The organism is Morganella morganii, from assembly GCF_041099235.1.
Lineage (GTDB): Bacteria > Pseudomonadota > Gammaproteobacteria > Enterobacterales > Enterobacteriaceae > Morganella > Morganella morganii_E.
In genome coordinates this window covers 156,029-181,297 of sequence record NZ_JBFZSO010000001.1, presented here as the reverse complement: position 1 = coordinate 181,297, position 25,269 = coordinate 156,029, and the positions used below count along the sequence as shown (strand labels likewise).

Below are 25,269 nucleotides of genomic sequence, written 5' to 3'. Positions count from 1 at the left end.
TTTTTTTGCCCGAAGTGCACGTTAACCGTGCAACTTCAGGCAATTAAGCCGTTATAAAATGACAGTACGGTTACCGTAAACGAATACCCGTTGTGTCAGAACGCGTCCCAGGGCATGGCTGAGCACATTTTTCTCCACATCACGACCGGCCATGACCATATCATCAGCGCTGTAAGTGTGGTCGACGTTAATCACGCTCTGGTGAATGATCGGGCCTTCATCGAGGTTATCATTCACATAGTGCGCGGTGGCACCGATAATCTTCACGCCGCGCTCATACGCCTGATGATAAGGCCGTGCGCCGATAAAGGCCGGCAGGAAGGAGTGATGAATGTTGATAATCTGGTTCGGATAGTGCTGCACAAATGCCGGGGTCAGCACACGCATGTATTTTGCCAGCACGACGTAATCCGGCTGATACTGATCAATCTGCTGAATGATCTGCATATCATGCTGCTCACGGGTCAGTCCTTCGTGGCTGATATGATGGAACGGAATGCCAAACTGCGTGACCAGATGAGACAACAGATCGTGATTGCCGATAACCGCCGCGATTTCGACATCCAGACCGCCATAGGCGCTTTTCATCAGGATATCACCGAGGCAGTGTGCTTCTTTGGTTACCATAATGACAATGCGGCGGCGTCCGGCGGTGGTTAATTCGCGTGTGGAGCCTTTCGGCAGTGCATCATCCAGGTCGGCCAGCAGGGTTTCATCGTTAAAAATCCCTTCCAGCTCGGTACGCATAAAAAAGCGGCCGGTGCGGTGATCAACGAATTCATTGTTCTGGACAATATTCAGCTGATGCTTGTAACAAATATTGGTGATCTTGGCGATAAGGCCTTTTGCGTCAGGGCAAATGGTTCGCAGAATTTTTTTCTGGCTCGTCTGGTGTTGCATGGAAGGTGTGGATCCTTAATAACTGATGTCGGTGATGTTTGTTTACAGAAGGTGCCTGTCCGGTGTCAGGCACAGCATTTTTTATATTTTTTTCCGGAGCCGCAGGGGCAGGGGTCATTACGACCGGTCTGTGGTTTTACGCCATCGAGGTACATCCAGGCACCGTCAGTCAGGCGAAAACGGGAACGTTCGTGAATGAATTGTTTATCTTCGGACTTTTTATCAATAAAGCAAGCACAAAATTCAACGAAAGCCTCGTCCGGCGCGGTGCCGGACTGAAAATCAATGACATTCAGCCCCAGCCATTCCGTTTCACCGAACCCGGCGGTCAGTTCTGCCCGCAGTGCTTCTGCGTGTGCCGGCGGATACCATGTCCGGATCAGATGATCAGCATTATGGGTGACAAACGCACTGTAACGTGAACGCATCAGTGCCCGCGCATCGGGGGCGGACTGTGCACCGGAGAGATAAGGCTGGCAACATTGTGCAAAAGTATCCCCGCTGCCGCACGGGCAGGGATCGGTATCTGTAAAGTGAGACATAATTATCAAATAATGTGTTCAGGGTAAATAATCGTAAGGAACAGAGCTCAGATGCTACCGGAAATAGCGATCACACGCTATCCTTAATCTCAGCAGCAGTGCGGGAGCAGCGGCATTACCGGTGTTCCGGGCACGCTGAGTGATGAGGCCGGGCAGAAAGGGGATGCGATGAAGCAGGCACTGGACGGAAAACGATTGTTAGTCATCGATGACGACCCGGCATTCAATATGGCGCTGTCATCCTATCTGCGCCTTCTCGGTGCCACGGTGTTATCTGCCGGTGATGGTGCACGCGCATGGGAATGTATAGAACAGGGCTTTCAGCCGGAACTGATTTTCTGCGACCTCAATATGCCGGTGATGACCGGGGCGGAATTTATTGCCCGGTCACAGTCGGATTTACCGGCTATTCCGGTGATTGTTATTTCCGCGACACAAAAAATGTCGGATATCGATGAAGTACTGCGCCTCGGGGCAAAAGATGTGTTGTTAAAACCCCTGAACAGGCTGGAAGAAATAAAAAAATTATGTCTGTCCCACCTGTATCCGTCATTTTTCTCACCGGGTGTGCTGGAAAATAATGATCTCTCCGGGATCTGGGCTCAGTTACAGCATAATGTGGATGATGTTTTACGTTTATTAAAACAGCTGAACCCGCCGCCGAGCCAGGTGCTGGCCAATTATCAGATCCGCTATGCGCAATTATCCGATACCTGCCGGGCAGGGCTGGTATTTGATGTGGCAGAATTTTCTGATAATGAAGTGGCGTTTTATTGTCTCGATATCAGTCAGAACACCGGCAACGGCCCGCTGATGGCGATGTTAATCCGCGTCATCTTTAACGATCTGCTTAAACGCTATATTCATAATCACCACCGGAAATTACCGAGCATGACCGCTATATTAAATAAGCTGAACCGCTTATTGCAGGACGCGGGTATTCCGGGACAGCTGCCGCTGCTGCTGGGGTATTATCACACCCGGCGCAAGTCGGTGTTATTGTCCAGTGCCGGTATTAGTGCCGAATTACGCTCTGATAACCATGTGATCCGCATTAACCGGGGTATTCCGCTGGGGACACTCTCCTCCGTTTATTCCAGTCAGATAAGTGAATTCAGCCGCCATCTGCAATGCCGGATCTGGAACAGCAGCAGTCAGATTAAATTAAGCCTGACCCCCGGACCGCATCAGGGATAATTACCGGACTTTACCAACCCGTTCAGATATTAAACATCTCTTAACACTAAACCGCATTTACGCGGCACAGAGTATTTATCCCGGAAAATTAGCTGGTATACTCAGTCTCATTATTTTTTATAAATCGCGTATTTATTCTGTTTATGCGCATTGAGGATGATGTATGTCAGTGCAGAAAAGTAAAGTACACAAGGCTGTGATCCCGGTTGCAGGATTAGGAACACGTATGCTGCCGGCCACAAAAGCGATTCCGAAAGAAATGCTGCCGCTGGTGGATAAACCACTTATTCAGTATGTGGTGAATGAATGTATCGCGGCGGGGATCACTGAAATTATTTTAGTGACCCACTCATCAAAAAACTCCATTGAAAACCATTTCGACACCAGTTTTGAACTGGAAGCCATCCTGGAAAAACGGGTAAAACGTCAGTTGCTGGATGAAGTCCAGTCAATCTGCCCGCGTCACGTTACTATCATGCAGACCCGTCAGGGGATCGCCAAAGGGCTTGGCCACGCGGTGTTATGTGCAAAACCAATGATTGGTGATGAGCCTTTCGCTGTGGTATTGCCGGATGTCATTATTGATGAATACAGCACTGACCTGGCGAAGTTTAACCTGAAAGAGATGATAGCGCGTTATGAAGAACACGGCGCGAGCCAGGTGATGGTCGATCCGGTTCCGCAGGAAATGGTGGCAAATTACGGTGTGGTGGATTGCCACGGTGAAAGCCTGGCCGCCGGTGAAAGCAAACCGATGTTTGCCGTGGTGGAAAAACCGGAACCGGCCAAAGCACCGTCGAACATGTCTATTGTCGGCCGTTATGTGCTTTCTCAGGATATCTGGCCGCTGCTGGGGAGAACTGCCCCGGGGGCCGGTGATGAGATCCAGCTGACTGACGCTATCGCCATGCTGATTGAAAAAAATCCGGTGGAGGCGTACCGTCTGGTAGGCCACAGCCATGACTGCGGCGACAAAATGGGCTATATGAAAGCCTTTGTCGAATACAGCATGCGTCATAAGCACCTGGGCCGTGAATTCTCAGACTGGCTGAAAACATTACAGAATTAATAATTGTTGCAATAGGTGAACTATGAAAGTAACCGTATTTGGAATCGGATATGTCGGCCTGGTGCAGGCAACTGTGCTGGCGGAAGTCGGCCATGATGTTATGTGTGTCGATGTTGATGCAAAAAAAGTGGAAAACCTGAAAAACGGTGTTATCCCGATTTTTGAACCGGGCCTGACCCCGCTGGTGAAGAAAAATTATGACGAAGGTCGTTTAAGCTTCACCACGGATGCGGCACTGGGTGTGGCTCACGGTACACTGCAATTCATCGCGGTCGGTACACCGCCGGATGAAGACGGCTCTGCGGATCTGCAATATGTCACCGCCGTTGCCCGCACTATTGCGCAGCATATGCAGGACTACAAAGTGGTTATCGACAAATCCACCGTTCCGGTCGGTACCGCGGATAAAGTGAATGCCACTATCAAAGCAGCACTGGCTGAGCGTGGTGCGGATATTGCCTATGACGTGGTATCTAACCCTGAATTCCTGAAGGAAGGGGCAGCGGTCGCTGACTGTATGCGTCCTGAGCGTATTGTTATCGGTTGTGATAATGATCGTGTTATCGATATTATCCGCGAACTGTATGAGCCGTTTAACCGTAACCACGACCGCATGATTGTGATGGATATCCGCAGTGCGGAGCTGACCAAATACGCAGCAAACTGCATGCTGGCGACAAAAATCAGCTTTATGAACGAAATCTCCAACCTGGCGGAAATGCTGGGCGCGGATATTGAGAATGTACGCCAGGGGATCGGTTCTGACTCCCGTATCGGCTATCACTTTATTTATCCGGGCTGCGGCTACGGTGGTTCCTGCTTCCCGAAAGACGTGCAGGCGCTGATCCGCACGGCGGAACATATCGGCTTTACCCCGCGCATTCTGCGTGCGGTGGAAGAAGTGAATGAGCAGCAGAAATACAAACTGCCATCCTTTATCAAACGTCATTTCGGTGAAAATCTGGAAGGCAAAACCTTCGCGGTATGGGGTCTTTCCTTTAAACCGAACACCGATGATATGCGTGAAGCCTCCAGCCGTATCCTGTTGCAGGAATTATGGGCCGCCGGTGCCAAAGTTCAGGCGTATGATCCGGAAGCAATGCAGGAAGCGCAGCGCATTTTCGGGCTGCGTGATGACCTGGCGCTGATGGGCACCAAAGAAGCAGCACTGCACAACGCAGACGCGCTGGTTATCTGTACGGAATGGCAGAGTTTCCGTGCGCCGGACTTCGATGCTATCAAAGCTGGCCTGAAAACCCCGGTTATTTTTGACGGACGCAACCTTTATGACCCGGAACGTTTAGAAAATCGCGGCTTTATCTATTATGGTATAGGCCGTGGTGCTTCCATTAATCCGGTAATCTGAGTCTGAATATGAAAATACTTGTAACCGGCGCGGCCGGTTTTATTGGTTATCATGTCTCGCAGCGCCTGCTTGAGCAGGGGCACGAGGTTGTCGGTGCCGACAACCTGAATGACTATTATGATGTGAATCTCAAGCAGGCCCGTCTTGATCTGTTATTACTGCATCCGCAATTTCAGTTTTTTAAAATGGATTTGTCGGAAAAAGCGGCTGTCAGTGAGCTGTTTGCCGAACAAAAATTTGAACGGGTGATCCATCTGGCGGCACAGCCGGGCGTGCGTTACTCCATCCAGAATCCGATGGCGTATATTGACGCGAATATTCTGGGGCATATGAATATTCTGGAAGGGTGCCGTTATCATAACGTCGGGCATCTGATCTACTCCTCCTCAAGTTCTGTATACGGTCTGAACCGCAAACAGCCGTTCTCCGTTGAGGATGATGTGGACCATCCGGTGTCATTGTATGCGGCAACGAAAAAAGCCAATGAATTAATGTCTCACAGTTATTCACATCTGTATCAGCTGCCGACAACCGGTCTGCGGTTCTTCACCGTCTACGGCCCGTGGGGTCGTCCGGATATGGCGTTATTTAAGTTTGTGAAAGCCATGCTGGACGGAAAACCGATCGATGTATATAACCACGGCAATATGGTACGCGATTTCACCTATGTCGGTGATATTGCTGAAGCGGTGGTGCGTCTGGTGGATGTGATTCCGGCGGTAAATAATGACTGGACGGTGGAAGAAGGGCTGAAGTCAGCCAGTTCTGCGCCGTACAAAATTTATAATGTCGGTAACGGTCAGCCGACCCGGCTGGGTGATTTTATTCAGGCGATTGAAACGGCGCTGGATATTAAAGCCAACAAACACTATATGGATATGCAGGATGGTGACGTGTTATCCACCTGTGCAGACTCCTCCGAATTGTATAAAACGATTGGTTTCTCACCGGATACGCCGGTTAATTACGGCGTGCAACAGTTTGTTGACTGGTATATGTCGTTTTATCACGGAAAAAAATAACTAACAGCGACGGTTATAAGTATAAAAAAGGAGGCAAAAGCCTCCTTTTTACTGTCCGTCTGACCGGAAGATATAAAAAAGCCCTTCAGAGAAGGGCTTTTTTTGCAGATATTATCACTTACTTGATTAAGAAATCGTTCAGAGATTTACCTTCGTTATCGATAGCCTGCTTGATCACAGCTGGTGTACGGCCCTGGCCGGTCCAGGTTTTGCTTTCACCGTTTTCATCGATATATTCGTATTTGGCAGGGCGCTGAGCACGCTTGGATTTGCGGGCTGTTTTGCCTGTACCCATAGACTGAATTAATTCTTCCGGATTGATATTCTGCTTTTCAAGCAGCTGACGGAATTCTTCTAATTTACGGGTGCGCTCTTCTTCTTTAGCCTGAGCCTGGGATTCTTCCAGACGGCGTTCTTCAACAACAGAAGTCAGCTTTTCCAGAATTTCTTCTAAAACTTCTAAGCTGGATTCTCTCGCCTGAGCGCGAAGAGTACGGATATTATTAAATGGCTTCAAAGATTCACTCATAATCCTGGTCTCAAATTAAATGTTGGCTGGTGTATAGATAATAATAGATTGCTATTTAAAAATCTGCAATAGCAAATTTCGGAGTAAGGTTAAAACACATTTTTTTTAAAAGCAATTATTTCTGAGGAATAATAAGGGTCTTTTTGGCTTTTCGTTTAAATTTGATAAGGGGACGGGGTGAAAATGTGTTGATGTTCAGCATCTTCATAAAAATTGTTCATAAATGTGGTAGGGAATACAAATTATATTTAACCTTATCTTATGTAAAGAAACGTTATTCTTCGGCCCCGGTATAATGAAAAACAGGATAAAGCGAAGGATACCCGATAACAACAGTGAATATCCGGTATGCAACCATGACCTGTGTGAATTTACGTGAGCGATGAACTCAGGATATTGTGCATGCGATCACGGCATGTGCGAAATACAGATTGCGCTGTTTTTAACACTAATGTGTTAGTATTGTCCCGGATCTTGAATGTGTAAGGGGAGAGAGCCGGTGGCTCAGCTTTATTTTTATTACTCCGCAATGAATGCGGGAAAATCGACAGCGTTACTGCAGTCATCCTATAACTACAATGAGCGCGGTATGCGCACGCTGATATTCACCGCAGAGATAGATAACCGCTATGAGCAGAGCAAAGTCACCTCACGTATCGGCCTGAGCGCTGATGCACGGGTATTTGGCCCTGAGACGGACGTCAGCCCGGTTATTATCCGTGAACATCAGCAGACACCCGTACACTGCGTATTAATCGATGAATGCCAGTTCCTGACCAAAGCGCAGGTGGAGCAGCTCTGCTATATCGTCGACGATATTGACATCCCGGTTCTGTGTTACGGGTTACGCACAGACTTTAAAGGTGAGTTATTCAGCGGCAGCCATTATTTATTAGCCTGGGCGGATAAATTAGTTGAATTAAAAACTATTTGTTATTGCGGACGAAAAGCCAGCCGTGTTTTACGTTACGACGGACAAGGGCGGGTGATGTCAGACGGTGCGCAAATTGACATCGGCGGTAATGAAAAATATGTATCTGTCTGCCGCAAACATTACAATGAAGCGATACGCGAAGTAAAAGCAGCAGAATATCGGTCATAAATGAGGGAAGCCTCTCTGTTATACAAAAAGTGCCGGACGTCATTGTCCGGCTTTTTTATATCCGCTGCGGATTGCGCCGGATATCAAAAAACGCCGGAACGGTTTCTGCGGGGAAAGTGATGAGGCGGTATTTGAGTCAGCAGGGATAAAATACCGGTGAATACCCCCGGGAGTTACCACAGTTTTGTAACGGGTATTAAGTGAAATATTAAAACCGGCTGCAGCGGAAAACATGATCAAAAGTGAACCGCTGTTAATACAAAGACAATTATTTAATAATTATTATGAGACAGATATAAAAAAGCCCTCCGGGGAGGGCTTTACGGTTATTATTTGCCGGATTGATGATTATTTCTTAGCATTTCGTTTGGCAACCGGTTTTGGTGCCGCAACAGGAACAGATTCGTCATAGGTGCGTCCGTAATAGGTATCCAGCATGATTTGTTTTAATTCTGCAATCAGCGGATAACGCGGGTTTGCACCGGTACACTGGTCGTCAAAGGCATCTTCGGACAGTTTATCCAGTTTTGCCAGGAATTCCGCTTCCGGCACACCGGCTTCACGGATGGATTTCGGGATCCCCAGAGACGCTTTGATTTCGTCCAGCCAGATCAGCAGTTTTTCAATCTTCTGCGCGGTACGGTCACCGGCAGCGCTCAGTTGCAGATGGTCAGCAATCTCCGCGTAACGGCGACGCGCCTGCGGACGGTCATACTGGCTGAATGCGGTCTGTTTGGTCGGGTTATCGGTAGCGTTATAACGGATGACGTTGCAGATAAGCAGGGCGTTAGCCAGACCGTGCGGAATATGGAACTCAGAGCCCAGTTTGTGCGCCATGGAGTGACATACCCCGAGGAAGGCGTTGGCAAACGCGATACCAGCGATAGTCGCGGCATTGTGTACACGTTCACGGGCAACCGGGTTCTTCGCACCTTCGTGATAGCTGGCCGGTAAAAACTCTTTCAGCAGTTTCAGCGCCTGCAATGCCTGGCCGTCAGAGAATTCGTTTGCCAGCACTGACACATAAGCTTCCAGTGCGTGAGTGACCGCATCCAGTCCGCCGAAGGCGGTGAGGGATTTCGGCATGTTCATCACCAGGTTGGCATCAACAATCGCCATATCCGGGGTCAGTGCATAGTCTGCCAGCGGGTATTTCTGCCCGGTGGTATCATCTGTCACAACCGCGAACGGTGTCACTTCAGAACCGGTACCGGAGGTGGTGGTGATAGCAACCATTTTCGCTTTCACGCCCATTTTCGGGAACTTATAGATACGTTTACGGATATCCATAAAGCGCAGTGCCAGTTCCTCAAAATGGGTTTCCGGATGCTCATACATTACCCACATAATTTTGGCTGCATCCATCGGGGAGCCGCCGCCGAGGGCAATAATCACGTCCGGTTTGAAGCTGTTCATCTGCTCCGCGCCTTTGCGGACCACAGAAAGTGTCGGGTCAGCTTCCACTTCAAAGAAAATTTCCACTTCCATACCATAGGACTTCAGCACACGGGTGACTTCATCCACATAGCCGTTATTGAACAGATAGCCGTCAGTCACGATAAAGGCACGTTTTGCGCCGTCACCGGCGATCTCTTCCAGAGCAACCGGCAGAGAACCACGGCGGAAATAGATAGACTTCGGAAGTTTATGCCACAACATATTTTCAGCTCGTTTTGCCACAGTTTTGGTATTGATCAGGTGTTTCGGTCCGACGTTTTCGGAAATGGAGTTACCACCCCAGGAGCCGCAACCCAGTGTCAGTGACGGAGACAGTTTGAAGTTATACAGGTCGCCGATCCCGCCCTGTGATGCCGGGGTGTTAATCAGGATACGCGCGGTTTTCATCTTCTCACCGAAGAATTTAACGCGCTCCGGCTGGTTGTCCTGATCGGTATATAAGCAGGAGGTGTGGCCGATCCCGCCCATTTCCACCAGTTTTTCCGCTTTGATCACCGCATCTTCAAAATCTTTGCCGCGGTACATGGCTAACAGCGGGGAGAGTTTTTCATGTGCAAACGGCTCGGATTCATCCACCACGGAGACCGCACCGATAAGAATTTTGGTCCAGGCAGGTACTTCGATACCGGCCATTTCAGCAATTTTTACCGCAGACTGACCGACAATTTTCGCATTCAGCCCGCCGTTGAGCAGAATAATGTCCTGAACGGCTTTCAGCTCTTTGCCTTTCAGAATATAACCGCCGTGGGTTTCAAAACGTTCTTTGACCTGCTCATAGACATCATCCACCACGATAACAGATTGTTCAGACGCACAAATCACGCCGTTATCAAAGGTTTTTGACATCAGAATAGAGGCCACCGCGCGTTTGATATCTGCGGTTTCATCAATCACGACAGGGGTGTTACCCGCGCCCACACCAATGGCCGGTTTACCGGAACTGTAGGCTGCTTTCACCATGCCCGGCCCGCCGGTGGCGAGGATCAGGTTAGTATCCGCGTGATGCATCAGGGCATTGGATAATTCCACTGACGGCTCGTCGATCCAGCCGATAATATCTTTCGGGGCTCCGGCGGCAACAGCGGCGTTGAGGACAATTTCAGCCGCTCTGTTAGTGGCTTTTTTCGCACGCGGATGCGGGGAGAAAATGATCCCGTTACGGGTTTTCAGGCTGATCAGCGCTTTAAAAATAGCAGTGGAGGTCGGGTTGGTGGTCGGGACGATACCGCAGATAATACCGATAGGCTCTGCGATGGTGATAGTGCCGAAGGTCGGGTCTTCCGATAAAATGCCGCAGGTTTTCTCATCGCGGTAGGCGTTATAGATATATTCAGAAGCAAAATGGTTTTTGATCACTTTATCTTCAATAATACCCATGCCGGACTCTTCAACCGCCAGTTTTGCCAGCGGGATACGGGCATCTGCTGCAGCGAGTGCCGCCGCCCGGAAGATAGCATCCACCTGTTCCTGGGAGAAACCGGCAAACTCGCGCTGAGCTTTCTTCACGCGGGCAACTAATTCATTGAGTTCGGTAACGTTCGTTACGGCCATACAGATCACTCCTGATAAATTGTTAAACTTTTTAAGCAAATCAGCGGATTGATACAATTTGATTATAGCGGTGATATCTTCCGGTAACTAAATCGATTTTGCCGGTAACATAATGCAGATATGCCCGCTGATTTGCTTAAAAAGCCCGTCAGGTCTTTCTGTCCGCATTATAGTTGAATCGATTCAACTATAATGAAAGCAGCTTAACATTCAGGGGAAATATTAAAGTGATCCAAATCACAAATATATCAAGCTGACACCATTCAGCATGGGTCAAAACGGGAACGTCACACCGTAACGTAAATGATATCGGGTCTCAATTTCACAGAAGAACTGATGATTGTCTGAAATTCAGACAGAAATAAGGCGATATAACTGTATCGAATCAGCAGGAAGCAGAAAATATTCTGCGTAAAGCAATTCCTTTTCCTGCACATTCAACGGTATGATGTCTGTGTTAATAATCACATTTATAATTATTACAACCCCCCAAGCGATAGCCTGCTGTTATTATCAGCAGACTATCACTGTATTATCATCAGGTTGAGGATCCTTTGTGGGCAACACTTTGCTGGATTTTTCCGGTTATTTAAAATTTTTTGTCGGCTTATTTGCCTTAGTCAACCCGGTCGGTATTTTACCGGTCTTTATGAGCATGACAAATTATCAGACTGCCGCAGTGCGCAATAAGACCAACATGATTGCGAACTTTTCGGTGGCCGTGATTTTGTGCACATCACTTTTGGTCGGCGATAAGATCCTCATTATGTTCGGTATTTCTATCGAATCTTTCCGGATAGCCGGGGGAACACTGATTGTCCTCATTGCCATGTCCATGATCAGCGGTAAGCTGGGGGAAGATAAGCAGAACAAACAGGAACAGTCGGAAACGGCTATCCGCGACAATATTGGCGTGGTGCCGCTGGCGCTGCCGCTGATGGCGGGACCGGGGGCTATCAGTTCCTGTGTGGTCTGGAGTGCCCGCTGGCAGGGCTGGCAGAACTTTTTCGGGCTGGCGCTGACCAGTATTGTGTTTGCGTTCTGTTGCTGGCTGCTGTTCCGCTCGGCGGGATTGTGGGTGAAATATCTCGGACAAACCGGTATCAACGTCGTGACCCGTATTATGGGTCTGATGCTGATGTCTTTAGGAATCGAACTGATCATTACCGGCATGAAAATGAGTTTTCCGGGATTATTGTCATAATCACGCAGTTCATTATTATCAGAACGGGGCCAATGGCCCCGTTTTTACATCTCTCAGTTCTCCATCCGGTGATCGCCGCGCAGCAGGGCGGCGCGATCAAATTCCCGTTCAATCTTCCCGTTCGCCATAAATGCCGCCCGGTCTGACATATGAGCCACCACATCCGCATCATGGCTGACCAGCAGATAGGTCATACCGTGGGCGGTTTTCAGGTGGTTAAGCAGATTGAGAATTTCCGCCTGCACGGACATATCGAGTGCGGATGTCGGTTCATCGAGCAGCAGGATCTGCGGGCGCAGCATCAGGGCGCGGGCAATAGCAATACGCTGGCGCTGCCCGCCGGAGAGCTGATGCGGATAACGCTGTGCCACATCCGGTGTCAGTCCGACAGATACAATGGCCTCTGCCACCCGGCTGCCGATATCATGTTCGCGGTGAATGCGTAGTGGTTCTGAAAGCGCCCGGTGAATGGTATGGAACGGATGCAGAGACGCATAGGGATCCTGAAAGACCATCTGCACATTGCGGCGCAAAGCTCCCTGATAACGCTGGCCGGGGTGGATATGTTGCGACAGTAGTTGCACACCACCCAGCCATTCACGTTGTAACCCGGCGATCACCCGCAAAATGGTGGATTTTCCGCAGCCGGACTCACCGATAAGACTGAACGTCTCTCCGGCATTGAGATGAAAACCGGCCTGACAAACAACCTGTCGCTGTCCGAAACTGACGGAAAGATTATTAACTTCAATAATCGGCACTGAGTTATTCTCCGGCATGATGTGTCTCCTGAGTCAGTAACGCCTGAAGGGCGGTGCGATCCAATACCGGTAAGTCGGTGCCGTACGTCTGTGCATCCGGGCGGCAGGTCCATAATGTGCGGGTATAAGGATGCGTTGCCTGCGGCAGTTGTGCGGCGGGCAGTTCATCCACCTGCCGGCCCTGATACATCACCATCACGCGCTGACAATGGGCCGCCACCAGTGGTAAATCGTGGCTTATCAGCAGCAGCCCCATGCGGCGCTCCTCACACTGGCTGACAATCAGCTCCAGAATCTGGTGGCGCAGCCGGGCATCCAGAGCGGAGGTCGGTTCGTCGGCAATTAAGACTAACGGGTTGTTGATCAGAGCAATCGCAATCATGGCGCGCTGTCCCATGCCGCCGGAAAGCTGCCCCGGATAGCGGGAGAGCGCCTGTTCTGATAACCCTGCGGCACGGGCCATTTCAAAAACACGGTCGCGGCGATCAGATTTGTTCAGTGTCTGATGGCGCAGCAGGGATTCCTCAATCTGCTGATACAGATTTCTGACCGGATTCAGCGCATAGCGCGGATCCTGCATGATCATGGCAATGTCATTGCCGCGCAGTGCCGCCCACTGTTTTTCCCGCAGAGACAACAGGGGGGTCTGACCAAATGTCAGCGTATCCGCACTGACAATCCTCGGTTTGCGCACCAGTCCCATCAGCGCCCTGGCGGTCATGGATTTACCGGAACCGGATTCTCCGACCAGCGCCAGCCGCTCCTGTCCAAGGGTAAAGGAGACATTTTTCACCACCTGCGCGCGGGGGTAATCCACACACAAATTACGGACACAAATAAGCGGCTCAGTCATGTTGCGGCTCCATAATATCCCGTAAACCATCACCCAGAAGATTGAATGCCATACCGGCAATCAAAATAGCTGCACCTGGAACGGCAGCTATCCACCACTGGTCGAAAATAACCTGCATACCATCGGCAATCATGGCTCCCCATTCCGCCATCGGCGGCTGTGCGCCCAGCCCGAGGAAACCCAGACCGGCCGCCGCCAGGATAATGGTGGCGAGATCCAGCGCCAGCCGGACAATAGCTGACGGCAGACAGAGCGGCAGAATGTGCCCCCACAGCAGACGCAGACCACGGATCCCCAGCATTTCCGCACTGGCCAGATAATCACTGTTGCGCAGATGACGGATTTCACTGCGCGCCTGACGGGCATAGGCCGGCCAGGAGGTCAGGGCGAGTGCCAGTGCGCCGTTAATCAGCCCCGGTCCGAGAATGGCAACAAAGGCAAACGCGAGGATCAGGCGCGGCATTGACATGACAATATCGGTAAAGCGCATCAGAATGGTTTCCACCCAGCGACCGTAAAATCCGGCCAGAATGCCGATTAATAACCCGGCAGGCAGGGTGATGGCGGCGACCAGCGCAACCAGACCAAACATCGGGCGGGTGCCGTAGATCAGGCGGGAGAGCACATCACGCCCGTAGCTGTCCGTTCCGAGCCAGTGTTGTGCATCCGGTGCCAGCAGACGCTGTGCCGGGTTTTGCAGTACCGGGTCATAGGGGGCGAGCCATGGCGCAAACAGCGCCACCAGCAGCAGAAACAGAATAATCAGAGTGCCTGTCAGCGCGGACGGGGATCGGCGGATTTTCGGCAGTAATGTCATAATTTCACCCGCGGATCCGTTAAACGCACAATCATATCGGTCACGTTATTAATAAAGATAAAGCAGATACCTATCACCAGGGTTCCGCCCATCACGGCGGTGGTATCCCCGGCAAACAAGGCAGCAGTCAGGTAACGGCCGATACCGGGCCAGGAAAAGACCGTTTCGGTCAGTACCGCACCTTCCAGCATCCCTGTATAAGCAAGGGCAATGACGGTGATCAGTGTCCCCCGGATATTCGGCAGCACATGGCGGAACAGCACCTGCATGTCGGTATTGCCTTTGGCGCGTGCCAGTGTGACATACTCTTTATTCATTTCACTCAGGCAGGCGGCGCGTGTCAGCCGGGTGATCCCCGCCAGGCAGAAATAGGCCAGCAGCGATACCGGCAGGATCAGGTGCGCTACTGCGTTGGTAAATGCACCGGGGTCATCCGACAACCAGGTATCGATCAGCACAAAACCGGTTTTGGCCTCGACGGTATACTGGTAGATATCATCCAGCCGTCCCGGGCCGGGACTCCATTGCAGCGTGGCGTAGAACAGCAGCAGCATCAGCAGTCCCAGCCAGAAAACCGGCACCGAGTTGCCGAGGAGTGTCAGGGTACGGATGATAAAATCAAACGGCGTACCGGCATAACGGGCACATAACACGCCGCAAAGGATGCCGAGCGAAGCACCAATCAGCAGTGAGAGTGTTGCCAGTTCGATGGTGGCGGGCAGGGTGGTCAGCACGCCGTCGAGCACCGGCTGTCCCATCGAGGAGGCCATACCGAGATCGCCGTGCAGCAGACGTTCTGCATAATGCCAGAACTGAATATAGACGGGCTGATCCAGTCCCAGCTCCAGCCGTACCTGCTCATAGGTCTCATGGCTGGCGTGATCGCCGACAATCTGTAATACCCGGTCAACCGGGGAGAGAGCCGATAATGCAAAGGTGATCACCAGTAAGCCGAGCAGTGTCAGAGCCAGCGTAAAAAGACCCTGAAGCGTCACACGCAGCGTATGGCGAAACAGGGTTCCGGCAGGAGAAATATCGGACATACAGCAGTTCCTGAATAAAAACAAAACACACAAACCCCGTCAGCGGTACTGACGGGGTGATAACCGGAAAATCAGCAGATTATTTGGTGACTCTGTCGTAATACACCATGTCTGCGTTCAGTCCCTGCTGATAGCCTTTCACGTTATCACGCAGTACCACCTGGTTTTGTCCCTGTGCCATAAAGACATACGGAGAACTGCGCTGTAACTCTTCCTGCATGGCGGTATACATCTGCGCACGTTTGGCTTTATCCGGCTCCGCCACGGCTTTCAGTGTGGTTTGTGATAACTGAGGAATATCCCAGCCGTTCAGCCACGCAACGGTGCTGCTCTTGCCGTCATTAAAGGCGAAGGCGCTGGCATTGGAATGGGCATCAAAATAGTCAGGGATCCAGAAACGGATGGCTGCCTGATGCTGGCGTGCCCGTACGCGGGAATAGACCTGACTGCCTGCCGCCGGTAATAATTCCACTTTTATGCCGCCCTGAGCAAAACTGGCCTGAAGCGACTGGGCAATAGTGATATACGGCGGTTTGTTTTCCACATCGAGGGTGAAATGAGCATCTTTAATCCCGGCGTTTGCCAGAATCTCTTTGGCTTTGGCCGGATCAAATTTATACGGGTTATTTTCCAGCGCGCCCGGTAAACCGACCGGCAGGAAGCTCTGATGAATAAAATACTGGCCTTTCAGTAAATCGCGGGTAATACCCTCGTAATCCACCAGATAACGGGCCGCTTCCCACAATGCCGGGTTTTTCAGCAGCGGATTGGCATTGTTGCCGGTGTTGAACGCCATATAATCCTGCTCGGCGGACGGAATATTTTCCACCCGCACCCCGGCGCTGTTTTTCAGTGCCGCAGTCTGGTCAGCACCCAGTTCACGGGCAATATCCGCATCACCCTGCTGAATCAGCAGACGGCGTGAAGCCGGGTCCGGCACATTTTTAATAATAACGGACGGAATTTTGGCCTCGCCGGTGGAGACATGCGGGTTGGCAGCCATCACAATGGCCTGGTTCGGCTGATAGACTTTCAGAGAATAAGCACCGCTGCCGGCAGAGTGCATTTTCAGCCATGCATTACCGAAGTCATTATTTTTAATATTCGGTGTCACCAGTTTTTCATCCACCACCGAGGCTATCGGGGTGGATAACAGATTCAGTGCCACATCCGGGCTGATATCCGCGCTCCATTTTATTTTCAGGGTGCGGTCGCCGGTTTTTTCAAACTGCTGCGCGATATTTTCTTTATTCCAGCCGAGAATATTGAGAATAAATGCAGGCGATTTATTCATGACCACAGCTCGCTGGTAAGAGAAAATAATATCTTCCGGGCGTACCGGGTTGCCGGAGGCAAATTTTGCATTCTCTTTAATCCGGACGGTCAGGGTTTTATTGGCGGCATCGGCCTGCCAGTCTTCCAGTAAGATCGCGTCAAGCTGCTCCGGATTATCACGGTTCGGCTGCACCAGACGCTGATATAAGCTGGGAACGGTCTGGATACTGGACAGTTCATTACTTTCTGCCGGATCCAGGCTGACAATATCATCCAGGCTCTGGACAACAATTAAGGTATTCGGTGGTGTGGCGGCAAATGCGGAGACGGAAAAGAGCAGAGCCAGTGACGCTGCCGGATATGTTTTTTTCATATATTTCCCCTGAAACGCGGTGTTATTGATTTTTGTAATACTGACACGTTAAAAAAAACAGCGCTGTTTTGCAAAGTCTGTTACGTGCTTGTTTATAACTTTTCGTTATAGCTAAAATTAATCATAGTCTGAAATTGCTGACCGGGAGATTTCACCGGCAAAAAAAGCGGAAAAACAGCAGTAATATAACAACGGGTTATCAGTTCATAAAAAATCACACTAAAAATGGCGCGGTATGGGCGGATACGCTAACCCGTACCGTTCAGTAATAAACGGGTATAACAGATAAAGATGGTTAAATAAACAACAGAAACTATATTTGCCGTCAATCCATTATTTTCAGTGCTCACCAGATTGATATTTCAGTGAAATTTTTTGCTTTACTCTTTTTATTTACAGTTGTTTTTTAAGTGGTTGTTAATATTTAATCAGTTAAAACTGTGATGGAAGCAGGGTTTTTATCTGGAAAAATTGCTTTTTGTTAATTAAATGTTTATTTTTTTATCCGGGCTGAACAAAACAGACGGATCATAAGCAGTCTTGGGTTAATGTTTTATTTCAGCGGCAGAACGGTACTGTTTGCAGATAAAAACAATCACTGCCCCGGAAAATGCACATCAGGCCGGAAAACAGCACCGAAAAACAGGCTGATCCCGTCGCTGACGGCACTTATAAATAAAGCATTTGCGATTTTTTAATCACGTTGTTCATTTAACAGGTGTTATTCAGAAGGGACGGAAGATGAAAAAACACACTATTGCTGTTTCTCTCACGCAGGCGCTGCTGCTGAGTGCACTCTCTTATTCCGCATGGGCGGCACAGGTTCCGCCGGGAACCAAACTGGCGGAAAAACAGGTTATTGTTATCAATAACGGTACTGAACCGGTATCACTTGATCCGCATAAAGTGGAAGGCGTGCCGGAATCCAACATTATTCTTAATCTGCTGGAAGGGCTGGTTTCCACTGACGGTGATGGTCATATTGTGCCCGGAGTGGCAGAAAGCTGGTCGTCCCCGGATAACCGCATCTGGACATTCACACTGCGGCCGGATGCAAAGTGGAGTGACGGCTCGCCGGTGACCGCACAGGATTTTGTCTACAGCTGGCGGCGGCTGGCTGATCCGAAAACCGCATCACCTTACGGCAGTTATCTGCATTATGCCTATGTCGAAAATGTGGATGATATTATCAGCGGTAAAAAACCACCGGAAAGCCTCGGTGTCAAAGCGATTGATGATAAAACCTTTCAGGTTCAGCTGACTCAGCCGGTGCCGTATTTCCCGGATATGCTGAGCCATACTGCACTGAAGCCGGTACCGAAAGGGGCGATTGAACAATTTGGTGATAAATGGACATCCGCCGGAAAATTTACCGGTAACGGCGCATATACCCTGTCTGCCTGGAATGTGAATGAACGGCTGGTGCTTAAGCGCAATCCGAAATACTGGAATGATAAAGAAACCGTGATTGAACAGGCTACATTCCTGCCGCTCCAGTCAGAAACCAGTGATATTAACCGTTACCGTGCCGGTGAAATCGATGTCACCAACAGTTCAGTGCCGCCGGTTTTATTTGCCAAAATGAAAAAAGATATTCCGGCACAGGTTCAGATTTCCCCGTATTTATGCACGTTCTATTATGAAATAAATAATACTGCGGCACCGTTTACCGACCCGAAAGTACGCGAAGCCGTCAAACTGGGGCTGGATCGCGATATTATCACTCATAAAATCATGGGGCAGGGACAAATTCCCGCTTACGGTTTTACCCCGCATTATATTAACGGCGGGCATTTCACCACGCCGGAATGGGCATCCCTGACGCAGGAACAGCGCAATGAAAAAGGGCGCAAACTGCTGGAAGAAGCCGGTTACAGCGAAAAAAATCCGCTGACCTTTGAATTACTCTATAACACGTCCGATCAGAATAAACAGCAGGCGATTGCCGCCGCGTCCATGTGGCAGAAAAATATCGGTGCGAAAGTGGTGCTGAAAAACCAGGAATGGAAAACATCCAATCAGAACCGTCATGAAGGGAATTATCAGGTAGCGCGGGCGACCTGGTGCGCGGATTATAATGAGCCGTCCTCATTTCTGAATATTTTTCTGTCAGACAGCAGTAATAACACCAGTTTCTACCGAAATACCGCGTTTGACAGTGCAATGCAGCGCGCTTTGCTGGCAACGGATGTAAAAACACGTCAATCCGCTTACCAGGAGGCAGAAACTCAGTTAGATCAGGACTCTGCATTAATTCCTGTTTATTATCGCGTGAGTGTCCGGCTGATAAAACCATCAGTCGGCGGAATTACCGGCAATGACCCGCTTGATTATATGGATATTAAGCGCTTATATATGGTAGAAACACATTAATAATAAAAAATTTGCACTCACAGAGTGCGAAAAAAATGAAGGTGCGGAAGTTAAAACGAAAAGCACCTGATAAAAACGCAACAAACGCAAAACACATTCGTCAATGGGGAGTTTATGTAAGATGGTTAATTCAACGAAAAAAACACTGCTGGCACTCAGTGTGGTCGCAGCTATGGGGATGGGAATTGGTACACAGGCGTTTGCTGCGGATGTACCGGCCGGTGTTCAGCTGGCAGATAAGCAGGATTTAATCCGCAATAACGGCTCTGAGCCGCAGTCACTGGATCCGCATAAAGTGGAAGGGGTACCGGAAGCGAATATTATCCGTGACCTGATGGAAGGTATTACCCTGGAAGGGCCAAGTGGTGAAATTCTGCCGGGCTCGGCAATTTCCTGGGAAAATAAAGATTTTAAAGTCTGGACGTTTAAAATCCGCGAAGATGCAAAATGGTCCAACGGTGACCCGGTCACCGCGCAGGACTTCGTTTACAGCTGGCGCCGCCTGGCTGATCCGAATACCGCATCACCGTATGCCAGTTATCTCCAGTATGCCCATGTGGTAAATATTGATGATGTTATCGCCGGGAAGAAAAAGCCGGAAGAGCTGGGCATCAAAGCGCTGGATGATAAAACCCTTGAACTGACCCTCTCCGAAGAAGTGCCGTACATTCCGAAACTGCTGGCGCATAACTCCATGTCTCCGGTGCATCCGGCCACCGTTGAGAAGTTCGGTGATAAGTGGACTCAGCCGGGCAACTATGTCAGCAACGGTGCATACACCCTGAAAGACTGGGTGGTTAACGAAAAAATTGAACTGACCCGCAACCCGAAATACTGGGATAACGAAAAAACCGTTATCAATAATGTCCGTTTCCTGCCGATTTCCTCTGAAGTTACTGATGTTAACCGCTACCGCAGCGGTGAAATCGACATGACCTATAACAACCTGCCGATTGAACTGTTCCAGAAACTGAAAAAAGAAATTCCTGACGAACTGCGCATTTCACCGTATATGTGTACCTATTACTACGAAATCAATAACGAAAAAGCGCCGTTTGATAACCCGAAAGTCCGTGAAGCCCTGAAACTGAGCCTTGACCGCGACATTATGGTCAACAAAGTCAAAGCACAGGGGGATACCCCGGCATTTGGTTTCACTCCGCCGTTTGCGGATGGTATGTCAGCCAAAAAGCCTGAGTGGTTCGCGAATATGACGCAGGATCAGCGTAACGAAAAAGCACGCAAACTGCTGGAAGAAGCCGGGTTTAATAAAGATAATCCGCTGAAATTTAATCTGCTGTATAACACATCTGATCTGCATAAGAAAATGGCGATCGCCGCATCGTCTATCTGGAAGAAAAACCTCGGTGCGGAAGTTCAGCTGGTTAACCAGGAATGGAAAACCTTCCTCGATACCCGCCATCAGGGAACCTATGATGTTGCCCGCGCCGCATGGTGTGCGGATTATAACGAACCGTCTTCATTCCTGAATATGGTTCTCTCTTACAGCAGCACCAATACCCCGCATTATAAGAGTGCGGAGTTTGATAAGCTGATGAAACAATCCCTTCAGGTGAAAACCGATGCGGAACGTGCGCAGATCTATCAGCAGGCGGAAGCTCAGCTGGATAAAGACTCTGCCATCGTGCCGGTCTATTACTATGTCAGTACCCGTTTAGTGAAACCGTATGTGGGTGGCTATACCGGAAAAGATCCGCTGGATCACTTCCACACCAAAAACTTATATATGATTAAAAAATAATACCGACGGTTGGCCGCCCTGCGAAGGGCGGCCTGTGTAGTGTGTACCCCGGGAAGCGGGTACTGTATAGGAACGGGCAATGTTTAAGTTTATTCTTCGCCGTATACTCGAGGCGATCCCGACGCTTTTTGTGTTAATTACCATCTCTTTCTTTATGATGCGTCTGGCTCCGGGCAGCCCATTTACCGGTGAGCGTCAATTGCCGCCGGAAGTGATGGCGAATATTGAAGCCAAATACCATCTTAATGATCCGATTCACGTTCAGTATTTTGATTATTTAGTTCAGTTATCAAAGGGGGACTTCGGGCCTTCCTTTAAATATAAAGATTACTCGGTGAATGACCTGGTCGCCTCCGCGTTTCCGGTCTCCGCAAAACTCGGGCTGGCGGCGTTTGTGCTGGCACTGATTGTCGGGGTGAGTGCCGGTGTGATAGCCGCGCTGAACCAGAACACCAAATGGGACTATACCGTCATGGGCTTTGCCATGACCGGGGTGGTTATCCCCAGCTTTGTGGTAGCGCCGCTGCTGGTACTTATTTTTGCCATCCATCTGCACTGGCTGCCGGGCGGCGGCTGGAACGACGGGCAGCTCAGCAATATCATTCTGCCGATGATCGCGCTGTCACTGGCCTATATCGCCAGTATCTCCCGTATTATGCGCAGCTCCATGATTGAGGTGATGCACTCCAACTTTATCCGTACCGCACGGGCCAAAGGTCTGCCGATGCGTAAGATTGTCTGGCGGCATGCGCTGCGCCCGGCACTGTTACCGGTGGTCTCTTATATGGGACCGGCATTTGTGGGGATTATCACGGGTTCAATGGTGATTGAGACGATTTTCGGTTTACCGGGCGTGGGGCAGTTATTTGTCAACGGCGCGCTGAACCGTGATTACTCTCTGGTGCTGAGTCTGACCATCCTGGTCGGCACACTGACCATCGCCTTTAACTGTATCGTTGACGTGCTGTATGCCGTTATCGATCCGAAAATCCGTTATTAGTCCCGGAGCACGCTATGTTACCGAATGAAAAAAACCGCGAAGCTCTGGAAAATTTTACGGAGCAGCTTGATGTCGAAGGACGCAGCTTGTGGGCGGATGCCCGCCGCCGCTTTATGCATAACAAAGCCGCGATCACCAGTCTGTGTCTGTTGTTTTTAATTACCCTGTTTGTGATTTTTATGCCAATGCTGTCGGAGTTCGCGTATGACGATACCGACTGGGGCATGATGTCCGCAGCACCGGATACGGAGAGCGGCCACTATTTTGGTACTGATTCCTCGGGCCGTGATCTGCTGGTGCGTGTGGCTATCGGCGGGCGTATCTCGCTGATGGTGGGGCTGGCGGCAGCGCTGGTCGCTGTGCTGGTGGGAACACTGTACGGTGCGATGTCCGGCTATGTCGGCGGCAAAACTGACTCTGTCATGATGCGTGTACTGGAAATCCTCAACTCCTTCCCGTTTATGTTCTTTGTTATCCTGCTGGTGACCTTCTTTGGTCAGAATATTTTTCTGATTTTTGTGGCTATCGGTATGGTTTCCTGGCTGGATATGGCGCGTATTGTGCGCGGCCAGACACTGAGCCTGAAGAGCAAAGAATTTATTGAGGCGGCGAAAGTGTGCGGTGTGCCGACCCGCAATATCATTCTGCGTCATATTGTCCCGAACGTGCTGGGTGTGGTGGTGGTTTACGCCTCACTGCTGGTGCCGAGTATGATCCTGTTTGAATCCTTCCTCAGCTTCCTCGGACTGGGCACACAGGAGCCGTTAAGCAGCTGGGGCGCGCTGCTCAATGACGGTGCTAACTCAATGGAAGTTTCGCCCTGGTTACTGATGTTCCCGGCAGCATTCCTGGTGGTGACTCTGTTTTGTTTCAACTTTATCGGTGACGGGCTGCGCGATGCCCTTGACCCGAAAGATCGCTGAGGAGGCCGCCAATGACTCAGTTATTACAGGTTAACGACCTGAACGTGACATTCAAAACGCCGGACGGCGATGTCACCGCTGTGAACAAACTGAATTTTTCGCTGTCGGCGGGTGAGACACTCGGGATTGTCGGTGAATCCGGCTCCGGAAAATCACAGACGGCGTTTGCGCTGATGGGACTGCTGGCCCGCAATGGTGTGGTCAGCGGCTCTGCGGTGTTCAACGGGCGTGAAATTCTCAATCTGAAAGAGAAAGCACTGAACAAAATGCGGGCGGAAGAGATTTCCATGATCTTCCAGGATCCGATGACCTCGCTCAACCCGTACATGAAAGTCAGCAAACAGCTGACGGAAGTGCTGATGCTGCATAAAGGTCTGAGTTCTCATGATGCTTTTGAGGAATCTGTCCGGATGCTGGACGCGGTGAAAATGCCCGAAGCCCGCAAACGGATGAATATGTATCCTCATGAGTTCTCCGGCGGGATGCGCCAGCGCGTTATGATTGCGATGGCGCTGCTGTGTAAGCCGAAGCTGCTGATTGCGGATGAACCGACCACGGCGCTGGATGTGACAGTACAGGCGCAAATCATGACACTGCTCAATGAGCTGAAGAATGAATTTAACACGGCGATTATTATGATCACCCATGACCTGGGTGTGGTCGCCGGTATCTGTGACAAAGTGCTGGTTATGTACGCCGGACGCACCATGGAATACGGTACGGCCCGCGATGTGTTTTATCATCCGTCACACCCGTACTCTATCGGGCTGCTTAAGGCGGTTCCGCGCCTTGACGGGCAGGAAGACAGTGAACTCGCCACGATACCGGGTAACCCGCCGAACCTGCTGCGTCTTCCGGCAGGCTGTCCGTTCCGTCCGCGCTGCCAGTATGCGACTGACGAATGCGCGCGGAATGAACCACCGTTACAGGCATTTTCTCAGGGCCGTTTGCGTGCCTGCTTCAGAACTGCAGAGGAGTTGGCATAATGACACATTCAGAACGTCCGGTTCTGCTGGAAATTGAAGATTTAAAAGTCCATTTTTCCATCAGAGACAATAAGCAATGGTTCTGGCAGCCGGCCAAAAGCCTGAAAGCGGTGGATGGCGTAACAGTCCGTCTGTATGAAGGTGAAACACTCGGGGTGGTCGGGGAATCCGGTTGCGGGAAATCCACGTTTGCCCGCGCGATTATCGGCCTGGTGAAATCCACGGCCGGCCGGGTAACCTGGCTGGGTAAAGACCTGTGCGGTATGAGTGAAAAAGACTGGCATAACGTCCGCAATGACATCCAGATGATTTTCCAGGATCCGCTGGCATCACTCAACCCGCGTATGACTATCGGCGATATTATTGCAGAGCCGCTGCGCACTTATTATCCGTCAATGAGTAAGACGGAAGTGACAGACAAAGTCAAAGCCATGATGATGAAAGTCGGGCTGCTGCCGAATCTGGTGAACCGCTATCCGCATGAATTTTCCGGCGGACAGTGTCAGCGTATCGGTATCGCCCGCGCGCTGATCCTCGAGCCGAAACTGGTTATCTGTGATGAGCCGGTTTCAGCGCTGGATGTGTCTATCCAGGCCCAGGTGGTGAACCTGCTGAAAGAATTACAGCGGGAGATGGGATTGTCCCTTATTTTTATCGCTCACGACCTGGCAGTGGTGAAACACATTTCTGACCGTGTGCTGGTGATGTATCTCGGCCACGCAGTGGAACTCGGTACGTATGACGAGGTGTATCATAACCCGCTGCATCCGTACACCAGGGCGCTGATGTCTGCGGTGCCGGTACCTGATCCGGACAAAGAGCAGAATAAAACAATTCAGCTGCTGGAAGGGGAACTGCCGTCACCGATTAATCCGCCGTCCGGCTGTGTCTTCCGCACCCGCTGTCCGCTGGCGGACAGTGAATGTGCAAGAACCCGGCCGCTGCTGGAAGGCAGTTTCCGCCATGCGGTTTCCTGCCTGAAGGTTGATCCGCTGTAAATACGGTAAAGCCGTTAATCTTATTTTTGAGACAGAGCGCCCGGTACGGGCGCTTTTTTTTCATCTTCACATCCTGCTTTTCCGCATCAGCCGCAAAATCTGACAGAGCGTACTTCGCGGCCTTGCAGGCAGCTTACTGATTCCGTTATTAAAAAGCACAGCCGG

The 25,269-nt window shown here is 50.3% G+C and carries 21 protein-coding genes; 12 read left to right on the top strand and 9 right to left on the bottom strand.

The features are described from left to right. Positions 1-51 precede the first annotated feature (51 nt). Both purU and AB7038_RS00880 read right to left on the bottom strand, forming a co-directional pair. On the bottom strand, positions 52-900 hold the full coding sequence (gene purU, locus AB7038_RS00885) for a formyltetrahydrofolate deformylase (protein ID WP_072868252.1): 849 nt from the start codon (positions 898-900) through the stop codon (positions 52-54). Positions 901-965: 65 nt separating this feature from the next. Continuing rightward, a complete protein-coding gene (locus AB7038_RS00880) occupies positions 966-1,442 on the bottom strand; it encodes a YchJ family metal-binding protein (protein ID WP_368889265.1) in 477 nt (158 codons plus the stop codon). A gap of 168 nt (positions 1,443-1,610) precedes the next feature. Here AB7038_RS00880 and rssB point away from each other — a divergent pair, with 168 nt between their 5' ends. The 4 genes from rssB (at position 1,611) to AB7038_RS00860 (ending at position 6,096) form a co-directional block, all read left to right on the top strand. Next, positions 1,611-2,639: a two-component system response regulator RssB gene (gene rssB, locus AB7038_RS00875; protein ID WP_368889266.1), complete on the top strand. Its 1,029-nt coding sequence runs from the start codon at positions 1,611-1,613 to the stop codon at positions 2,637-2,639. Positions 2,640-2,802: 163 nt separating this feature from the next. Then, complete coding sequence (gene galU, locus AB7038_RS00870) at positions 2,803-3,708, top strand: UTP--glucose-1-phosphate uridylyltransferase GalU (RefSeq protein WP_369452611.1); 906 nt, start codon at positions 2,803-2,805, stop codon at positions 3,706-3,708. Positions 3,709-3,730: 22 nt separating this feature from the next. After that, the gene (locus tag AB7038_RS00865; RefSeq protein WP_369452610.1) at positions 3,731-5,074 is read left to right on the top strand and encodes a UDP-glucose dehydrogenase family protein; all 1,344 of its coding nucleotides are present in this window, start codon (positions 3,731-3,733) and stop codon (positions 5,072-5,074) included. A gap of 8 nt (positions 5,075-5,082) precedes the next feature. Further along, positions 5,083-6,096: an NAD-dependent epimerase gene (locus tag AB7038_RS00860; protein WP_369452609.1), complete on the top strand. Its 1,014-nt coding sequence runs from the start codon at positions 5,083-5,085 to the stop codon at positions 6,094-6,096. A gap of 118 nt (positions 6,097-6,214) precedes the next feature. Here AB7038_RS00860 and AB7038_RS00855 read toward each other — a convergent pair whose 3' ends face one another. Beyond that, positions 6,215-6,625 carry an H-NS family histone-like protein gene (locus tag AB7038_RS00855; protein WP_004238195.1) on the bottom strand — a complete coding sequence of 137 codons (411 nt, stop codon included), beginning with the start codon at positions 6,623-6,625 and terminating at the stop codon, positions 6,215-6,217. A 499-nt stretch (positions 6,626-7,124) separates the two neighbouring features. Between AB7038_RS00855 and AB7038_RS00850 the strand changes: the two genes are divergently transcribed. Continuing rightward, positions 7,125-7,727 carry a thymidine kinase gene (locus AB7038_RS00850; RefSeq protein WP_368889303.1) on the top strand — a complete coding sequence of 201 codons (603 nt, stop codon included), beginning with the start codon at positions 7,125-7,127 and terminating at the stop codon, positions 7,725-7,727. A gap of 348 nt (positions 7,728-8,075) precedes the next feature. On the opposite strand, the gene adhE is transcribed toward AB7038_RS00850, so the two are convergent. Next, the gene (gene adhE, locus AB7038_RS00845) at positions 8,076-10,736 is read right to left on the bottom strand and encodes a bifunctional acetaldehyde-CoA/alcohol dehydrogenase (protein ID WP_004239173.1); all 2,661 of its coding nucleotides are present in this window, start codon (positions 10,734-10,736) and stop codon (positions 8,076-8,078) included. 556 nt (positions 10,737-11,292) lie between these two features. On the opposite strand from adhE, the gene AB7038_RS00840 reads away from it, so the two are divergent. Then, positions 11,293-11,940 carry a YchE family NAAT transporter gene (locus tag AB7038_RS00840; RefSeq protein ID WP_004239175.1) on the top strand — a complete coding sequence of 216 codons (648 nt, stop codon included), beginning with the start codon at positions 11,293-11,295 and terminating at the stop codon, positions 11,938-11,940. 53 nt (positions 11,941-11,993) lie between these two features. On the opposite strand, the gene AB7038_RS00835 is transcribed toward AB7038_RS00840, so the two are convergent. The 5 genes from AB7038_RS00835 to AB7038_RS00815 all read right to left on the bottom strand — a co-directional run bounded on the left by AB7038_RS00835 (position 11,994) and on the right by AB7038_RS00815 (position 17,062). Further along, positions 11,994-12,701 carry an ABC transporter ATP-binding protein gene (locus tag AB7038_RS00835; RefSeq protein WP_369452754.1) on the bottom strand — a complete coding sequence of 236 codons (708 nt, stop codon included), beginning with the start codon at positions 12,699-12,701 and terminating at the stop codon, positions 11,994-11,996. Between the two features lie 4 nt (positions 12,702-12,705). Continuing rightward, positions 12,706-13,554 carry an ABC transporter ATP-binding protein gene (locus tag AB7038_RS00830; RefSeq protein ID WP_369452608.1) on the bottom strand — a complete coding sequence of 283 codons (849 nt, stop codon included), beginning with the start codon at positions 13,552-13,554 and terminating at the stop codon, positions 12,706-12,708. Then, positions 13,547-14,371, bottom strand: coding sequence for an ABC transporter permease (locus AB7038_RS00825; RefSeq protein WP_004238189.1), 825 nt, complete (start codon positions 14,369-14,371; stop codon positions 13,547-13,549). The genes AB7038_RS00830 and AB7038_RS00825 overlap by 8 nt, the downstream gene beginning before the upstream one ends. Then, positions 14,368-15,414, bottom strand: a complete 1,047-nt coding sequence (locus tag AB7038_RS00820) for an ABC transporter permease (protein WP_368889270.1) — start codon at positions 15,412-15,414, stop codon at positions 14,368-14,370. Before AB7038_RS00820 ends, AB7038_RS00825 begins: the two co-directional genes overlap by 4 nt. Before the next feature lie 79 nt (positions 15,415-15,493). Then, complete coding sequence (locus AB7038_RS00815; protein WP_368889271.1) at positions 15,494-17,062, bottom strand: ABC transporter substrate-binding protein; 1,569 nt, start codon at positions 17,060-17,062, stop codon at positions 15,494-15,496. 741 nt (positions 17,063-17,803) lie between these two features. Between AB7038_RS00815 and AB7038_RS00810 the strand changes: the two genes are divergently transcribed. The 6 genes from AB7038_RS00810 to oppF all read left to right on the top strand — a co-directional run bounded on the left by AB7038_RS00810 (position 17,804) and on the right by oppF (position 25,104). Continuing rightward, positions 17,804-19,435, top strand: coding sequence for an ABC transporter substrate-binding protein (locus tag AB7038_RS00810; RefSeq protein WP_368889272.1), 1,632 nt, complete (start codon positions 17,804-17,806; stop codon positions 19,433-19,435). A 121-nt stretch (positions 19,436-19,556) separates the two neighbouring features. Then, positions 19,557-21,197, top strand: a complete 1,641-nt coding sequence (gene oppA, locus AB7038_RS00805) for an oligopeptide ABC transporter substrate-binding protein OppA (RefSeq protein ID WP_369452607.1) — start codon at positions 19,557-19,559, stop codon at positions 21,195-21,197. 79 nt (positions 21,198-21,276) lie between these two features. Further along, positions 21,277-22,197 carry an oligopeptide ABC transporter permease OppB gene (oppB, locus tag AB7038_RS00800; protein ID WP_368889274.1) on the top strand — a complete coding sequence of 307 codons (921 nt, stop codon included), beginning with the start codon at positions 21,277-21,279 and terminating at the stop codon, positions 22,195-22,197. A 14-nt stretch (positions 22,198-22,211) separates the two neighbouring features. Further along, positions 22,212-23,120 carry an oligopeptide ABC transporter permease OppC gene (oppC, locus tag AB7038_RS00795; protein WP_004238179.1) on the top strand — a complete coding sequence of 303 codons (909 nt, stop codon included), beginning with the start codon at positions 22,212-22,214 and terminating at the stop codon, positions 23,118-23,120. A gap of 11 nt (positions 23,121-23,131) precedes the next feature. Further along, complete coding sequence (locus AB7038_RS00790) at positions 23,132-24,106, top strand: ABC transporter ATP-binding protein (protein WP_369452606.1); 975 nt, start codon at positions 23,132-23,134, stop codon at positions 24,104-24,106. After that, complete coding sequence (gene oppF, locus AB7038_RS00785; RefSeq protein ID WP_029990959.1) at positions 24,106-25,104, top strand: murein tripeptide/oligopeptide ABC transporter ATP binding protein OppF; 999 nt, start codon at positions 24,106-24,108, stop codon at positions 25,102-25,104. The genes AB7038_RS00790 and oppF overlap by 1 nt, the downstream gene beginning before the upstream one ends. Positions 25,105-25,269 lie beyond the last annotated feature (165 nt).

What these genes read in the sequence shown, in the direction of transcription:
- purU (WP_072868252.1), bottom strand. Translation starts at nt 900, where the DNA reads ATGCAACACCAGACGAGCCAGAAAAAAATTCTGCGAACCATTTGCCCT.
- AB7038_RS00880 (WP_368889265.1), bottom strand. Translation starts at nt 1,442, where the DNA reads ATGTCTCACTTTACAGATACCGATCCCTGCCCGTGCGGCAGCGGGGAT.
- rssB (WP_368889266.1), top strand. Translation starts at nt 1,611, where the DNA reads ATGAAGCAGGCACTGGACGGAAAACGATTGTTAGTCATCGATGACGAC.
- galU (WP_369452611.1), top strand. Translation starts at nt 2,803, where the DNA reads ATGTCAGTGCAGAAAAGTAAAGTACACAAGGCTGTGATCCCGGTTGCA.
- AB7038_RS00865 (WP_369452610.1), top strand. Translation starts at nt 3,731, where the DNA reads ATGAAAGTAACCGTATTTGGAATCGGATATGTCGGCCTGGTGCAGGCA.
- AB7038_RS00860 (WP_369452609.1), top strand. Translation starts at nt 5,083, where the DNA reads ATGAAAATACTTGTAACCGGCGCGGCCGGTTTTATTGGTTATCATGTC.
- AB7038_RS00855 (WP_004238195.1), bottom strand. Translation starts at nt 6,625, where the DNA reads ATGAGTGAATCTTTGAAGCCATTTAATAATATCCGTACTCTTCGCGCT.
- adhE (WP_004239173.1), bottom strand. Translation starts at nt 10,736, where the DNA reads ATGGCCGTAACGAACGTTACCGAACTCAATGAATTAGTTGCCCGCGTG.
- AB7038_RS00830 (WP_369452608.1), bottom strand. Translation starts at nt 13,554, where the DNA reads ATGACTGAGCCGCTTATTTGTGTCCGTAATTTGTGTGTGGATTACCCC.
- AB7038_RS00825 (WP_004238189.1), bottom strand. Translation starts at nt 14,371, where the DNA reads ATGACATTACTGCCGAAAATCCGCCGATCCCCGTCCGCGCTGACAGGC.
- AB7038_RS00820 (WP_368889270.1), bottom strand. Translation starts at nt 15,414, where the DNA reads ATGTCCGATATTTCTCCTGCCGGAACCCTGTTTCGCCATACGCTGCGT.
- AB7038_RS00815 (WP_368889271.1), bottom strand. Translation starts at nt 17,062, where the DNA reads ATGAAAAAAACATATCCGGCAGCGTCACTGGCTCTGCTCTTTTCCGTC.
- AB7038_RS00810 (WP_368889272.1), top strand. Translation starts at nt 17,804, where the DNA reads ATGAAAAAACACACTATTGCTGTTTCTCTCACGCAGGCGCTGCTGCTG.
- oppA (WP_369452607.1), top strand. Translation starts at nt 19,557, where the DNA reads ATGGTTAATTCAACGAAAAAAACACTGCTGGCACTCAGTGTGGTCGCA.
- oppB (WP_368889274.1), top strand. Translation starts at nt 21,277, where the DNA reads ATGTTTAAGTTTATTCTTCGCCGTATACTCGAGGCGATCCCGACGCTT.
- oppC (WP_004238179.1), top strand. Translation starts at nt 22,212, where the DNA reads ATGTTACCGAATGAAAAAAACCGCGAAGCTCTGGAAAATTTTACGGAG.
- AB7038_RS00790 (WP_369452606.1), top strand. Translation starts at nt 23,132, where the DNA reads ATGACTCAGTTATTACAGGTTAACGACCTGAACGTGACATTCAAAACG.
- oppF (WP_029990959.1), top strand. Translation starts at nt 24,106, where the DNA reads ATGACACATTCAGAACGTCCGGTTCTGCTGGAAATTGAAGATTTAAAA.